This window comes from Pseudomonas sp. L7 (assembly GCF_046605565.1).
GTDB lineage: Bacteria > Pseudomonadota > Gammaproteobacteria > Pseudomonadales > Pseudomonadaceae > Aquipseudomonas > Aquipseudomonas wayambapalatensis.
In genome coordinates, this window is record NZ_CP176784.1 from 1,481,644 (window position 1) to 1,496,434 (window position 14,791).

Sequence of the window (14,791 nt, forward strand, 5' to 3'; positions counted from 1 at the left end):
TCCCAATCGCCCGGCCACGTGCCGGGCGAGCCCCTGGGACAACCCGCCACCTTGACGTTCCCGCCGCCAATTTGTTTGTGCTGGCGTTTCGGTTACAATCCGCAACCGTTTCAGCCGACCCCGGTCAATCAGACCAATGGCTGAAGCCTGTAAGGGTTCTCTGGCTGCTGAACAATGATCACAAAAAGCCTGCGCTGAAGAACAAGAAACACCTGGGCCAGCCACAGGCCCCCCTCCGTTCTACTGACTGGAAGTGATCAATGTTCAAAAAAGCTGGCAAGACCTTGCTGGGTCTGGCTGTCGCGGCGAGCTTCATGCAAGCGCACGCCGACGAAGCCAAGAAAGTCGATGTGCTCCTGATTGGCGGCGGCATCATGAGTTCGACCCTGGGCGTATGGCTCAGCGAACTGGAGCCGAGCTGGTCGATGGAAATGGTCGAGCGCCTGGATGGCGTCGCCGAGGAAAGCTCCAACGGCTGGAACAACGCCGGTACCGGCCACTCCGCGCTGGCTGAGCTGAACTACACCCCGATGGACAAGGACGGCAAGGTCAACATCTCCAAGGCGATCGAGATCAACGAAGCCTTCCAGGTGTCGCGCCAGTTCTGGTCCTGGCAGGTTCGCCAGGGCGTGCTGAAGAACCCGAAATCGTTCATCAACACCACCCCGCACATGAGCTTCGTCTGGGGCGACGACAACATCGCCTTCCTGAAGAAGCGTTACGAAGCACTGCAGGCGAGCCCGCTGTTCCGCCCGATGCAGTTCTCCGAAGACCACGCGCAGATCGCCAAGTGGGTCCCGCTGATGATGGAAGGGCGTGACCCGAACCAGAAGCTGGCCGTGACCTGGACGCCGATCGGCACCGACGTCAACTTCGGCGAGATCACCCGCCAGTTCGTCGGCCACCTGCAGACCCGCGACAACTTCAAGCTGAAGCTGTCCAGCGAAGTGCAGGACATCACCCGTAACAAGGACGGCTCCTGGCACGTCGAGTACAAGAACCTGAAGGATGGCAGCACCTCTGCCACCGACGCCAAGTTCCTGTTCATCGGTGCCGGCGGCGGCGCCTTGAAGCTGCTGCAGAAGTCGGGCATTCCTGAAGCCAAGGAATACGCAGGCTTCCCGGTTGGCGGCTCGTTCCTGGTGACCGAGAACCCGACCGTTGCCATGCAGCACATGGCCAAGGCCTACGGCATCGCCTCGACCGGCGCGCCACCCATGTCGGTTCCGCACCTGGACACCCGCGTGCTGGACGGCAAGCGCGTGATCCTGTTCGGGCCATTCGCCACCTTCTCGACCAAGTTCCTGAAGAACGGTTCGTACCTGGACCTGCTGAGCAGCACCACCCTGCACAACGTCTGGCCGATGACCAAAGTGGGTATCGAGCAGTACCCGCTGGTCGAGTACCTCGCCGGCCAGGTGATGCTGTCGGATGACGACCGCTTCGAAGCCCTGCGCACTTACTTCCCGAACGCCAAGAAAGAAGACTGGCGCCTGTGGCAGGCCGGTCAGCGCGTGCAGATCATCAAGCGTGACGAAGAGAAGGGCGGTGTGCTGAAGCTGGGCACCGAGGTCGTAGCGTCCGAAGACCGCACCATCGCCGGTCTGCTGGGTGCTTCGCCAGGCGCCTCGACTGCTGCGCCGATCATGCTCAACGTGCTGGAAACCGTGTTCAAGGAGAAGGTCGCCACGCCTGAATGGCAGGCCCGCATCCGTGAAATCGTGCCGAGCTACGGTACCAAGCTGAACGATTCCGCTGCTGCTGTGCAGAAAGAGTGGAACTACACCGCTGAAGTGCTGCAACTGGAGAAGCCGCCGGTCATCGACCAGAGCGTCGGGACCAGCACCGGTGTCGAGTCGACCGCACCTGCCGAGAGCAAGGCTGCCAACGACATGGCGCTGTAAGCTGCCCTGGGGATGGCCTGTCGTCTGACAGGCCGTTGCCTGAAAAGCCACGAGGATCGCCGCAGGCGGGCTCGTGGCTTTTTTGTGCCCAAGCCACAGCCCTTGTAGGAGCGCCGAACCGCCGCTCCCACAGGGATGGATTGCAATCAGTGGCTCAATGATCCACGTGCAACTTGTCGTCCAGGCGGTTGCTCGACGAGCCATTCTTCTGCGGCGTCTCGTCGAAATGCTTCCATTCGGCCTCCTGGAAGCGGAACAGGCTGTCATCCTCCGGCGCCTCGCGGTCGCCATAATGGTGGATCGAATAGTGGGCATACTCGACCTTGTCCGCCCAGTCGCCCTGCAACAACCCATCCGCCGCCAAATCCCGATACCAGTCGTTTTCCTTCTCACTGGCCTTCTGCCGTTTGTTGTGATCGACGAAGTAACCGATGATCCCGCCAATCACTCCCAGCACCACGCCCACCAGGAAGAACGGCCCGGTCAGCGCTGCAGCCGTGCCTGCACCGAACAGGCTGGCAGCACCGAGGACACCGGCCGAGGCACCGAAGGCACCGCCGGCGATCTGCAGGCCACCGGAGGCCTTGGCCAGCGGGTCGCCATCCTTGATCGCGTTCTTGATGGTGAAGGCCCCCAGCACGATGTCGGCGAAACCACCGGCAAGGTCTGTGGCCGGGCCCAGTACCTTGATCACCGACCCCGCAATCTTCGCCGCCTTGCCCGGTGGCAGCTTGACCGTGCCGGAGGCCGACACCGCGTCCTCCAGGCGCTGGGTAATGCCGCCATAGGCGTTCTTGGCGGCGTTGGCATTGCCCGCGCCGTCACCGAGCACATCGGAAAAGTCCCCCAGCTTGCTGCCGGGCAGGGTATCGAGCGCTTCGGCGATCTTGGCCTTGGTGCTCGCCGGCAGCTCGCTGAGCTTGAACTCGAATTTCGGCTCCTGAATACCGCCCTTGCCCCAGATCTCCGGCAGCGTCTTGTCCAGGCCGAGGAAGTCGACCAACCCGCTCTTGCCGACCAGCCCGCCGATGGCATCGCCGACCTTGGCGAAGTGGCTGCCGGCGCCGGCGAAACTGACGAAGTCCTTGGCGATCGACAGACGCTGCTGCCAGGTCTCGCCCAGCTTGCCGCCCTGGCCGACCAGTTGATAGATGCCCGAGAACAGGTTCACCCCGGCACCCAGCGTGCCGAGGATGCCCTTGCTGTTGAGGGCGCTGAACACCTCGCCGAGGGTGCCACGGTCGGCAATCGGCACGTAGGGCTTGGACAGCACGGTCTTGAGGTCGGCTTCGCTGATGCTGCCCTTGGCCATGTCGATCTGCGACAGCTCTTCGAGCACCTTGGTGACCACCGAGGATTTCTGCTTGCCCTGCAGCCCCTCTTCGAGAAACTTCTCGATGACTTCCTGGGTGCGGCGCGGCATGTCCAGCAGTGAGCCCTTGAGCACACTCTTGAGCAGGCCGAACAGGTCCTTGGTGGCCAGCTCCTTGTTCTCGTCGGAAATCTTGCTCGGGTCGCCGACCAGGTCATTGAGGTCGCTGGTCAGTCCGTCGGCCTGGATCGACTGGGCCGCCTTGGTGGCCGCCTCCGGATCGAACAACGACAAGGCCGAGAGCGTATTGTTGAGGTCTTCCTTGGCCTCGTGGTCCTTGCCCTGCTTCTGCAGGTCCTTGAGGTAGGCGATGTAGTCGGGGTTGTTGGTCAGGTCGAGCAGCTTCTGCTTGACCTCGTCCTTGTTGGGGATGCGGTTGAGCGCATCGTCCATCTTCGATTTGTAGTCCTTCTGGATGGTCTCGTCGGCGAACAGGGTGCTGATCTGCTCCTTGAGCTTGCCGCCGTCGATGATGTCGTGCATGTCGGCGGAGGTGAGCGCGGTCTGTTCCTTGTCGAACACCCGCCAGGTGCCGCCGAAGGCGCCGGGCTCTTCCTCGTAGCCGGTGATGCCGCGGCCGTTCTGGTAGGCGGCCTGCGCCTCGAGGGCGCGGACCAGCTTGGCACGCGGGTCGTCCTTGGCGATCGAGCCGTCCTGCACGCCTTTGCGGTAGCTGTCGAGCAGCTCCTTGGTGGCCAACTCGCCCACGGTCAGTTCGGGCGAGGAGGCGTCCTTCTCATCGGCCTTGACCCCGGTCTTGAGATTGAGCGCATCGAGCTCCTCGCGCGGCGGCAGGTTGTACTTGCTGCGGGTCTCATCGACCTCGCCCTTGGTCCAGCCTTCCCATTTGCCGACCACTTCGTCGTACAGCTGTGGGCTGAGCTCCTTGGAGGCGATGAACTTGCCCTCGTCGGTCTCGAAGCGGATCAGGCCATCGCCCAGCTCGTCCGGCGAGCCGAAAGACATGTCCTTGTTCTTGAGAAAATCGTTGGGGCCGGCCAGCTTGTAGCCGTCCTTCTCGCTGTCGTGGATCTTGCCCCAGGTGTCGTTGGCGGTCGCCACCTGCTTGAACAGCTCCGGCGCGATGTCGCGCGAGACCACGACCTTGGTGCCGTCGTGGGTTTCGTAGGTGAGGACGTTGTCTTCCTGGCCGATGGTCCAGCCGAAACCCTTGTAGTCGTTCAGGCCCGGCGCCTGTGTGTTGGCATCGGCCAGCACGGCGCCGTTGTCCAGTGCAGTGCGGATGTCGGCAGCCTTGGCCGGGTCGCTGTAGACCTCATGCAGGCCGGCCAGGTAATCGAACAGCTTGGGGTTGTCGTCGCGGGCGACCACGACTTTCTCGCCATTGTGTTCATAGCGGATAAGGTCCGGGCCGACCTCGTCGCGGGCACCGATGGCCGTACCGTCGAAGGGCGGCCAGACTTCATTGTCGGTGGCGCGCCGGTAGCCGTCGGCTTCGCTGGCCTGCAGGCCCGAGAGGCTGTCGTAGGCACTGCTGGCGGCCTTGAACAGCTCGGGATTGTCGCGTTCGGACACCACGTACTTGCTGCCATCCTGGGTCTCGTAACGGATCACGCCCGGCCCGACTTCCTCGGCGGGGCCCACGGCGCGGAAGTCGCCAAGCGTGCCGGGCACCTGCTGGTCGGCCCCGGCCCATTGGTAGCCATCGGCGATGCTGCGGTTGATGCCCGAAAGTGCCTTGTAGTCCTGCGAGACCTGCTTGAACAGTTCGGGGTTGTCCTGCTCGGCGACGATGTAGGCCTTGCCGTCGGCGGTCTGGTATCGGATCAGGCCGGGGCCGACTTCGTCAGCGGCACCGATGGCCTTGTAGTCACCAAGGGTGGCGGGGGCCTGGGCGTCCTTGCCGAGCAGTTCGTAGCCGTCCTGCTTGCTCTTGGCGATGGCCTCCAGTGCCGGGCGGGCCTCCACGATCTGTTGATAGAGCTTGGGGGTGGTGGCCTTGCTGACCAGCACATGGTCGCCTGCGGCCGTCACGTAGCGCACGGTGTCGGCCCCCTGGGCACCGGGCGCTCCGATCGCGGCCAGCTCGCCCAGCGTGGGCATCTGCTCGTCGGGCTTGGCACTGCGGTAGCTGTCGGCGTTGCGCTCGCTGTTGGCGAGCAGCACGCGGAAGGTGGCGGCGGGCTTATGATCGCGTGGCTCTGACAGTTTGGTGTCGGCGCTGCGGGTGAGAGGGCTGGTCGACATGCCGTGAAACTCCTTTCGTCGGGGCAGAAAGGGCGCAAGGCGTGTCAGCGTTGCTGGACGCTCGGCGACCCTCGAGGCGGCTCGAAGGTAGCAGAACAGAATGTAAGTAAAGATTTCAGTGCGCGGGAATTCACAACGTTTTACATCCGTGAAACAGGTGTCCTGATCGGTACGGCAGGGCAATAACCCTACCGTTAATCCGATTATTTTTCCTGTGGCAAATGGCCAGCTAGCCTGCAAATCAGCGTCAGGGATAACGCTGAATACTGGGACCATGAAGGGCCCGCATCTTGTGTCGTCCCGACGCTTTATCTGCTGAGGAGACGATAATGAGAAAACGACCGAAACACCTGGCCTGCCTGGGTGCAGGCTTCACCAGCGTACTGGCCGTGGCCGCGGTGGCAGACAGCCCCGTGCTGTCGCCGCAGATTCCCTTCGATGTCACCGTCGTGGTACCGCCCACACCTACCCTTGAAAGCCTGCAGCACGATTTCGACCTGTTGTCGTGGAAGACCTTCGTCGCCCTGAACTGGCCGGCCAAGCCCGATGGCAGTGCCGACACCGATGCGCCGATCGGCAAGCCGAACACAACGACGGTGTGGGAGTCGTGGAAGGAGAGTTACGAGATCTTCCTGCCCAAGGGGCAGAAACCTGTAGGTTGGCACGAGAAAGCCCCGCTTCCCGCGGCCTGTGAGGGCAAGGGCAACCTGCCTGTGCTGCAGCAGATGGGCAAGGTCGCCGGAGTGCTCGATGAGTTCATCCAGCCGTTCAAGACCGGCCCACTGGTCGACCAGAGCGGGCAGTACACGCGCAACGCGATCATGGTCAACCAGCCGATGTTCGACGATATCGTCAACAACGGCCTTTACAGCAAGGAGGGGCAACAGGCGTTCCTCGGCAAGAGCGACAACCGCATCGCCTTTGCCTGCGGTTCGAACGAGGATAAGCGGGTCGGCGCGATCATGGTCAAGTCGGCCTGGAAGGTCCTTGATGCAAGCGACAAGGCCGATGAGTTCCATGCCGTCGATGCCCTGGTCTATACCCCGGGCAATGACGATCCGGACAAAGGGGCGCTCATTCCCGAGTCGTGCAGTGCACAGAAGGTCGGCCTGGTCGGGCTGCACATCGTGCACAAGACCCAGGACGCGCAGCAGTGGGTGTGGTCGACGTTCGAGCACGTGCGCAACGTGCCGGAAAAGACTACGCCTATGAGTGAGCGCAAGGGGCCGTACCTTTTCTATGACGCCAAGGCCGATCGGCCGATCAACGAGCCGCCGGCGCTGCCGTGGGATCCGTCGAAGAAGGCCGTGCCGTCGCAGATCGTGCGCGAGATTCCGATCACTGCCGCCGCCCAGGCGCTCAACCAGCAGTGGCGAGGCGCGCTGGCCGGCACGGTCTGGGCCAACTACCAACTGGTCAGTACGCAATGGCCGACCAAGCCCGCCAAGGATCCGAAGTGCCAGGTACCGGACCCGGTCAACCCCCTGGGCTCTCCGGCGCCAAGCTTCCTGGCCAACGCCACGCTGGAAACCTACAACCAGGGCACCGTGCCGCAGGCGTCTTCGAGCTGCATGGAGTGCCACAACAACGCGACCACCCGGGTGACTGAATCGCCGCGTACCAGCTTCGCGGACTTCACCTTCCTGCTTGAACGTGCCCAATCCACTGGCGCCAAGGAGTGATGCCATGAACGACCAGAACCTGCAGAACTTCATTGAGCTTTCGGCGCTGCTGACGGGCCTGTCCAGCGACCACCTTGCCCCGTCCGACGACCCGGTCAACCTGCCACCGGTGTTTTTCGCCACAGCGCAAAGCGGCATGGGCGCGGCAGCCTTCAGCAATCTGCTGGAGCTGTTTGTCAGCCTCAAGGGCCGGCCCGAGAAAGAGATCGCCGCCGCCATTCTGGACCGCAAGGATTCACCGATCGCCCAGGGCGCGCGTTCGATCATGAAGCTCTGGCTGCTGGGCAGTTGGTACCAGCCCTACGACCTGAAGGACGCGCAGAAAACCAAAGGTGATATCCACGTGGTTTCCGACCAGGCCTACAAGGAAAGCTGGGCGTGGAAGATCGCCCAGGCCCATCCCATGGGCTATAGCCAGTATCACTTCGGCTACTGGGCCGAGCAGCCACCAACCCTCGAGCAATTCACCGGTGTCAAAGCCAAGGAAGGGCAGCAGCCATGAGCCTCGTACAAGCCAAGAACATCGAGCAAGCCGATGTGATCGTCGTGGGCGCCGGCATGGCCGGCAGCGTGATGGCCTACCAGTTGGGCCTGGCCGGGCTCAAGGTACTGGTGCTGGAGTCGGGGCCGGCGATTCCGCCGAACCGCAGCGAGTATCTGGAGCGTTTCTACACCGCGGTGCTCAAATCGCCTGAATCGCCCTATCCGCCTGAGCAGATGGAGCAGACCCCGGACAAGCAGTTCGCTCCCCGAGCGACCATCAAGGACGTGATCACGGTCGCTAGCAACGACCCGCACAAGGATGAGAAAAGCTATCTGGTACAGAAAGGGCCACTGCTGTTCGCCAGCACCTACGAGCGGGTCGGTGGCGGCACCATGTGGCACTGGATGGGCACCGCACTGCGCCTGTTGCCCAATGACTTTCGCATGAAGTCGGCCTACAACGTCGGGGTCGATTGGCCGATCAGCTATGCCGACCTGCAGACCGCGTACTGCCGCGCCGAGGAGGAGATGGGCGTGTCTGCCGACGTGGCGGCCCAGTCCTATCTCGGCGTGACCTTCCCCGAGGGCTACCAGTACCGCATGCACGGCATCCCGCCTTCGCTGGTCGACCAGGGCGTGGCCAAGGCAATCGACGGCAAGCTCTATAACGGCATCACGCTGAAGGTGCGCCCGACCCCGGCCGGACGCAACTCGCAGAACGACAACGGGCGGCGGGCCTGTGCCGGTAATACCAGCTGTACGCCGATCTGCCCGATCCAGGCCAAGTACGATGCCACCGTGACCATGGCCAAGGCGCTGGACACCGGCAACGTGCGCATCCTCTACCAGACCGTGGCCAGCAAGGTGCTGGTGACCGACAAGCAAGTCAGTGGCATCGAGTTCATCCAGTACCAGGCCGATGGCAAACGCAATGATGGCGTGGCCCAGGGCCAGCGTTACGTCATCGCCGCCCATGCCATCGAGACGCCGAAACTGCTGCTCAACTCCAAGAGCAAGGATTGGCCGGATGGGGTTGCCAACAGCAGCAAGCAGCTTGGCTGTGGCTTGTCGGACCATCCGGTGTACCTGGCCTGGGGCCTGATGCCCGAGGGTAAACCGCTGTTCCCGTTCCGTGGCCCGCTGTCGACTTCAGGCATCGAGGAAATGCGTGACGGCGACTTTCGCAGGAAACATGCGGCCTGGCGTATCGAGATCGGCAACGAGGGCTGGAACTGGTCGCAGGAGGATCCGTACAAGGCCGTTTGCGACTACATCGACGGGACCAACGAGGGCGGGACCAACCCCAAGAAGTCGGCACTGTCTGGCCAGGCACTGGTCCAGCAGCTCAACAGCGTGCTGACTCGCCAGTTCCGCCTGGGCTTTCTGGTCGAGCAGTTGGAAAAAGACCCGGACAAGGCGCTGTGTCGAGTGAAGGTCAGCGATACCCTCACCGACGGCCTCGGGCTGGCTAGACCGGAGATCGAATATGATTTCTCCGACTACACCAAGGAAGGGTTCAGGCAGGCGCGTTTGGCCGCGACGCACATCATCACTGAGCTGATGGGCGCCAGCGAGTTGACCGACTTCCACCCCAAAAAGGAACCTGGACCGCAAACGGTGTTCGACCATGGCAACGAACGCTATGCGTTCTACGGCGCCGGGCACCTGATGGGCACCTACCGCATGGGTAGCGACCCGGGCAAATCGGTGGTCGACAAGCAGCAGCGCAGTTGGGACCACAAGAACCTGTTCCTGGTCGGCGACGGTGTGTTCCCCACCACCGGTACCGCCAACCCCACCCTGACCATCACTGCGCTGACCTTCCAGGCTGCCGATGTGGTGGCCAGCGACCTGCTTGCGCGCACCGTGCAGGTACAGGCCAACCAGGCCTGGCAGGGGACCGGTGTGCAGGTCAATGGTCACAGTTGGCAGTTGGCGGTGTGCAAGGGCGGGCAGTGGACAGCCAACCCGGCTACCGGGTTCGTGGGCGCCAGTGGTCATGCGGGTTTGATCGCCAAACCTGGCTATACCTTGCCCGGGCAGAACGAAGGTGCGCTGATCGGCCGTATCGGCAGTAACGGCACGCCGTTCCTGATAGGGGACAAGGTGCAGTTGCCGCGTGGCCAGAAGGGCGAGTTGCAGTTGTGCATCAATGACGATCTGGAGGGGCGCTACGGGGTTGGTCTGCGCGACAACCAGGGCAGCTTGAGCGTCGAGCTTAGCTTCGGATCCTTGTAGTCCGCGATGGCAGGAAGGGCACCGGCGTGGCCGGTGCCCTCCGATCACGCTTCTTCGAAATGCATCTCCGGCGGCTGCTTGCTGAACCCACCCGTCAGAACTGCCAGGTACAGGATTCCCGCCGCCAGCCAGGCCAGGCCCAGGTAGATCGCCAGGTGATCCAGGCTCACCATCAGCCACAGGTCTGCCGCCAGGCCGATCAGCGGGAACACCAGGAACAGCAGCACCGCGCGTGGCCCGCGTTCGCCACGGCCGATCCAGTAGTGGAACACCACCGACAGGTTGACCAGGCTGAAGGCCAGGAAGGCGCCGAAGTTGATGAACGAGGTGGAGGTGGTGACATCCATGTGCAACGCCAGCAGCGCCACCACGCCGCACAGCACGATGCTGCCGACCGGGGTGCCGAAGCGCTCGCTCAGGCGCCCGAAGAATGCCTTGGGCAGTACACCGTCACGCCCCATGGCGAACAGCAAGCGCGAGGCGCTGGCTTGGGCGGACAGCCCCGAGGTGAACTGGCCGACGATCAAACCGACCAGGAACAGGCTGACGAACAGGTCGCCACCGATGTTGCGGGCGATCTCGTAGGCCGCCGAGTCGGCGTTTTCGAACTGGGTGGAGGGGTGGGCAAGCTGCACGAAATAGCTGGCGGCGATGAACAGGAATCCACCGATCAGGGTAATCAGCAGGATCGCCCGCGGGATGTTCTTGCGCGGCTCGTGGGTTTCCTCGGTCAGGGTGCTCACCGCATCGAAGCCCAGGAACGAATAGCAGGCAATCGCTGCACCGCTCATGATCAGCGGCAACTGCACGCCTTCCTTGAAGAACGGCTCCAGCGACCACAGCGGTTTGCTCGCGTCCCCCAGCACATAGTGGATCGCCAGCACCACGAAGGCCGCCAGAACGAGGAACTGCACTAGCATCAGCGCGCCGTTGATGTTCTTCGCCAGGCGCAGGCCGACCACGTTGATCGCCGTGGTCACGCCGATGAACGCCAGCACCCAGACGGCTTGCGGCACGGCGGGGAAGGCCGAGTGCAGGTAGGCCGCGCCGATCAGCCAGATGGCCATGGGCAGGAACAGGTAGTCGAGCAGCACACCCCAGCCGGCCAGGAAACCCAGTTTCGGGCTGATCGACTTGCGCACATAGGTGTAGGCTGAGCCCGCCACCGGGAAGGCGGCGGCCATGCGCCCGTAGCTCAGGGCGGTGAACAGCATGGCGACGGAGGCGGCGAGGTACGCCGAGGGCACCACGCCGCCGGTGGTGTCGGCGAGGATGCCGAAGGTCCCGAGGACGATGATCGGGGTCATGTAGGCGATGCCAAACAGCACCACCGCACTGAGCGAAAGGGTTCGCTTGAGTCGGGCCATTACTGCTTACTCCAGATTATGTTTGTTATGCAGAGTTCGAATGTGCGAGCAATCGTCTGGCACCAGACCCAAGGCTGGCGCCGATACCTGTGTGGGAACAGGAGCTGATTGCCGGCACAGGACCTGGTGTTCAGGCCCCGATCACCAGCTCGCGCAGGCCGTTATCGTGCTCGCGCACTTCGCCCGGCAGGACGAAGCGTCGCTCGGCCAGATAGCTGTAGTCGCGACGGGCAACATCCAGTTGCGCCAGGTCCAGTTCCAGCCCGATGCGGCACTCCTCGCGCCCGGCTTCGCAGAGCAACTGCCCGTATGGGTCGACCACCGCGCTGCCGCCGGCGAACACCAGGGCGCCATCCCCCTCGCCGACGCGGTTGACCATCACTGCAAACGCCTGGTTTTCCATGGCGCGGCCACTGATCGCGGTACGGTGGGTCGGCCCATAGGGGTCCATGTTGCCGTTGGTCACCAGGATCAGCTCGACGCCCAGTTGGCCGAGGGCGCGGGCGCTTTCGGGGAACTCGATGTCGAAGCAGATCAGCAAGCCCACCCGCACCCCCTTGAACAGCGCAGTGGCGTAGCGGTCGCCCGGGGTGAAGATGCCGCGGTCCGACGCCCACAGGTGGGTCTTGCGGTACTTCAGGGCGATGCCTTCAGCGGTGATCAGCAGGGTGGTGTTGTAGAAGCGGCCGTCGTCACCCGCTTCGGCCATGCCGACCACCACGCCGACGTCACGTTCGCGCGCTGCCTGTTGCACGGCGCGCACGCTGGGGCCGTCGAGGGGCTCGGCGAGGGTTGCGATGTTGTCCTCGCTGGGGAACCCCATCAGCTGGGTTTCAGGGAAGACCACCAGGTCGGTGCCGGCAGGGCAGGCGTGGATTGCCTCCAGGGTGCGGCTCAGGTTGTAGGCGGTGTCACCGTCGCGGCCCACCAGTTGCACGAGTTCGACCTTCATTGCTGTTCTCATAGACCCAATCTTTTATTGAAATGCCCGAGCCATGGCGGTGACATGACCGCCCGGTGAAAAACGGTCAGAATGCGCATCGGACCGAGGCAAGGCTTGCCCGAGTATGCGTCGGCCACCGTATCGGGGGTAATTACGCCCACGTGGTAACCCAACAGGGGTAGAGGCATGAACCTTACGCTGCAGGACCTGGCCTGGCACCGCTCGGTCGGTCACCTGGTCGAGACGCTCGACAAGCCCGGCTTCTGGCTTGCCCTGGTGCGCCTGCTCGATCAGTATGTGCCGTTCGACAGCTGGGTGGCCTTGCTCTTCAGCAATGGTAGACCGCAAGTGTTCGCCGAGTGTCCTGGTGAGGACGGCGGGCCCGACCCGCTGTTCCAGGACTACCTCAAGGGCCTGTACCTGCTCGATCCGTTCTACATCGCCAGCCGCGAGGCGCCGGGCAGCGGCCTGTTCCAACTGGCGGACGTGGCGCCGGAGTGCTTCGAGCAGACCGACTACTATCAGCGCTACTTTCGCCTGAACGTGGTCGCCGACGAGGTGCAGTTCAATGTGCAGCTGGAGAAGGAGCGCACCTTGTGCCTGTCGTTGGGGACCAAGGGGCGTTTCAGCGCCGAGCAGATCACCCTGCTCGACTTGCTGCGCCCCTGGGTGGCCGGGCTGATGCGCCAGCGCATGACGTTCGAGCGCGAATTGCTGGAGCAGGCCACGCCACCGGCGCCACGCTGGCAGAGCCGCCTGGAGGAAACCGTCGAGGCGCTGCAGACACCCCTGACTGCACGGGAACTGGAAGTGGGGCGCTTGATGCTCAGTGGTTGTTCGAGCAAGGAGATCGCGCGCAAGCTGGCGATATCCGCCGAGACCGTGAAAGTGCACCGCAAGCACATGTACAGCAAATTGGGGATCAAGTCACAGTCCGAGTTGTTTTCGCTGTTTCTACAGGCGCAAAGTTGATTGAGTTCACAGAAGTGATTACTTATCCGTTCATCCTGCCGCCTTGTAATATTTGCCCTGTCATGCCTCCTGAGTGACTAAGTTTGTTCGATAACTGAACTTGACTGCCGGCTGTTTCGACCAGAAAAACAGCGCGTTTTACCCCATTCGAGACATTTAAAGGTATTCGGCTTTTCAGCTGAAGGCCTTGCTGTACCTGGCTTGTAGCCTGTGTAAAGGCGCTGTCTGGTGGTTTGTATCAAGAGTTTTCCCAACCTTTCACAACGTTTCACAGCAGTGGCGAATATTCATTGCCTAACATGGGTCCCGTGTTAGAGAGCGACTGCCTGACATCCCCTTCGGTCGCTGTCTTGCACGGACTTCTACCCGCCTCAAAGCGGCTTCTTATGAATCCCTATCCTGAAGGAGTATCACCATGAGCAACGTACCTCCAGCAAGCAGCGGTGGCGGCGCAGACGCAGCAATCGCCAAGATGGAAGCCACTTTCAACATGGCTATCGAGAAGTCGGCCAAGATCACCGAGCTGACCACGGCAAAGAAGGCTGAGCTCGACGCCACCAAACAGCGTCCGCAGAACTGACGTTGTGCCCTGCGGGCGGAGGTTGCTCCGCCCGCATGTCTTGCAACGACGCATTTTTCGGCAAGGGCCTGAATGGCCGTTGCCCGTGGTATTCACGGTGGTGCCCCGCCCATGACAGCCCTTACCGCTCTGGCCGCCGTCACCGGTGGCGCGACAGCCTCCAAGCCGGTACTCAGCGTCACCCAGGGTCTGCACCAGGGTGGCCGGATCAGTCTGGACGGCGCCCAGTACACCTTCGGCAGCACACCTGATGCCGACTTCATTCTCAATGACCCGGGCGTCGAGCCCCGCCACTTGGTATTGCGCCTGGCTGACGGCAAGGTCGCAGTCGAGGCCGTGGGCGGCGAAGTGCGGGTCGAAGACCAGCAGGGGCGGGCGATCATCGTTCCGCTGGGCAGCGGTTATCGCGGCCAGTTGCCGCTGCGTATCGCCTTGGGTGAGGCGCGGTTGAGCCTGGAGCACGAACAGTCCGCGCGCGCCGCTGCCGCGATCGCACGGCCCCAGAACGCCTCGGCATTCACCCGCACCCACGTTGCGCTGGCGCTGGGCCTGATGCTGATCTGCGCCTTCGCCTACGCCGTGCGTGGCGAGCCACCCAAACCCCTGGCTGCCAGCGTGATGCCTGCGCCGCGTGCATCGCAGCTGCCTTCGCTGGCGCAGGCCCATCAATGGCTGGGGCAGCAGCTGCAGGTCAACGGCCTGGAAGGCGTACGGCTCAGCGAAGCAGGCGGGCAACTGCTGGCCGAAGGGCGCCTGGACCTGACGCAGAAGGCGCGCTGGCTCGCCGTACGCCAGGACTACGACCAGCGCTACGGCCAGCAGGTGATGCTGCACAGCACGGTCACCGCCCAGGCCGATGTCGCCCGTCCACGGGTGCGCTTCCAGGCGGTGTGGTTCGGCAACAACCCCTATGTGATCAGCGAAAGCGGCAAGCGCCTCTATCCCGGCGCGGCCTTGGCCGACGGCTGGATGCTGGAACGTATCGACAGCGACCAGGTGATCCTGGCCAGGGGTGAAGAACGCTTCACCCTGACCCTATAGG

General features: G+C 63.1%; 10 protein-coding genes. 7 read left to right on the top strand and 3 right to left on the bottom strand.

The genetic code is table 11. The features are described 5' to 3' along the window. Positions 1-260 precede the first annotated feature (260 nt). Positions 261-1,904, top strand: coding sequence for a malate dehydrogenase (quinone) (gene mqo / locus ACK3BK_RS07050; RefSeq protein WP_063543592.1), 1,644 nt, complete (start codon positions 261-263; stop codon positions 1,902-1,904). A gap of 154 nt (positions 1,905-2,058) precedes the next feature. On the opposite strand, the gene ACK3BK_RS07055 is transcribed toward mqo, so the two are convergent. After that, a complete protein-coding gene (locus tag ACK3BK_RS07055; RefSeq protein ID WP_411383981.1) occupies positions 2,059-5,484 on the bottom strand; it encodes a hypothetical protein in 3,426 nt (1,141 codons plus the stop codon). A gap of 329 nt (positions 5,485-5,813) precedes the next feature. Here ACK3BK_RS07055 and ACK3BK_RS07060 point away from each other — a divergent pair, with 329 nt between their 5' ends. The 3 genes from ACK3BK_RS07060 to ACK3BK_RS07070 are packed head-to-tail and all read left to right on the top strand — an operon-like array spanning position 5,814 to position 9,887. Beyond that, on the top strand, positions 5,814-7,166 hold the full coding sequence (locus ACK3BK_RS07060; protein WP_186666949.1) for a cytochrome C: 1,353 nt from the start codon (positions 5,814-5,816) through the stop codon (positions 7,164-7,166). A gap of 4 nt (positions 7,167-7,170) precedes the next feature. Then, complete coding sequence (locus ACK3BK_RS07065; RefSeq protein ID WP_186666948.1) at positions 7,171-7,668, top strand: sorbitol dehydrogenase; 498 nt, start codon at positions 7,171-7,173, stop codon at positions 7,666-7,668. Next, positions 7,665-9,887, top strand: a complete 2,223-nt coding sequence (locus tag ACK3BK_RS07070; RefSeq protein WP_411383982.1) for a GMC family oxidoreductase — start codon at positions 7,665-7,667, stop codon at positions 9,885-9,887. Before ACK3BK_RS07065 ends, ACK3BK_RS07070 begins: the two co-directional genes overlap by 4 nt. Positions 9,888-9,931: 44 nt before the next feature. Here ACK3BK_RS07070 and ACK3BK_RS07075 read toward each other — a convergent pair whose 3' ends face one another. Together ACK3BK_RS07075 and ACK3BK_RS07080 are read right to left on the bottom strand one after the other, a co-directional pair. Beyond that, a complete protein-coding gene (locus tag ACK3BK_RS07075; RefSeq protein WP_186666946.1) occupies positions 9,932-11,254 on the bottom strand; it encodes an APC family permease in 1,323 nt (440 codons plus the stop codon). 130 nt (positions 11,255-11,384) lie between these two features. Further along, positions 11,385-12,206, bottom strand: coding sequence for a carbon-nitrogen hydrolase family protein (locus tag ACK3BK_RS07080; RefSeq protein ID WP_186666945.1), 822 nt, complete (start codon positions 12,204-12,206; stop codon positions 11,385-11,387). Between the two features lie 177 nt (positions 12,207-12,383). Here ACK3BK_RS07080 and ACK3BK_RS07085 point away from each other — a divergent pair, with 177 nt between their 5' ends. The 3 genes from ACK3BK_RS07085 to ACK3BK_RS07095 all read left to right on the top strand — a co-directional run bounded on the left by ACK3BK_RS07085 (position 12,384) and on the right by ACK3BK_RS07095 (position 14,790). After that, positions 12,384-13,169, top strand: coding sequence for a helix-turn-helix transcriptional regulator (locus ACK3BK_RS07085; RefSeq protein WP_054892881.1), 786 nt, complete (start codon positions 12,384-12,386; stop codon positions 13,167-13,169). 415 nt (positions 13,170-13,584) lie between these two features. Continuing rightward, positions 13,585-13,749: a hypothetical protein gene (locus ACK3BK_RS07090; protein ID WP_186666944.1), complete on the top strand. Its 165-nt coding sequence runs from the start codon at positions 13,585-13,587 to the stop codon at positions 13,747-13,749. 111 nt (positions 13,750-13,860) lie between these two features. Then, complete coding sequence (locus tag ACK3BK_RS07095) at positions 13,861-14,790, top strand: FHA domain-containing protein (protein WP_411383983.1); 930 nt, start codon at positions 13,861-13,863, stop codon at positions 14,788-14,790. Position 14,791 lies beyond the last annotated feature (1 nt).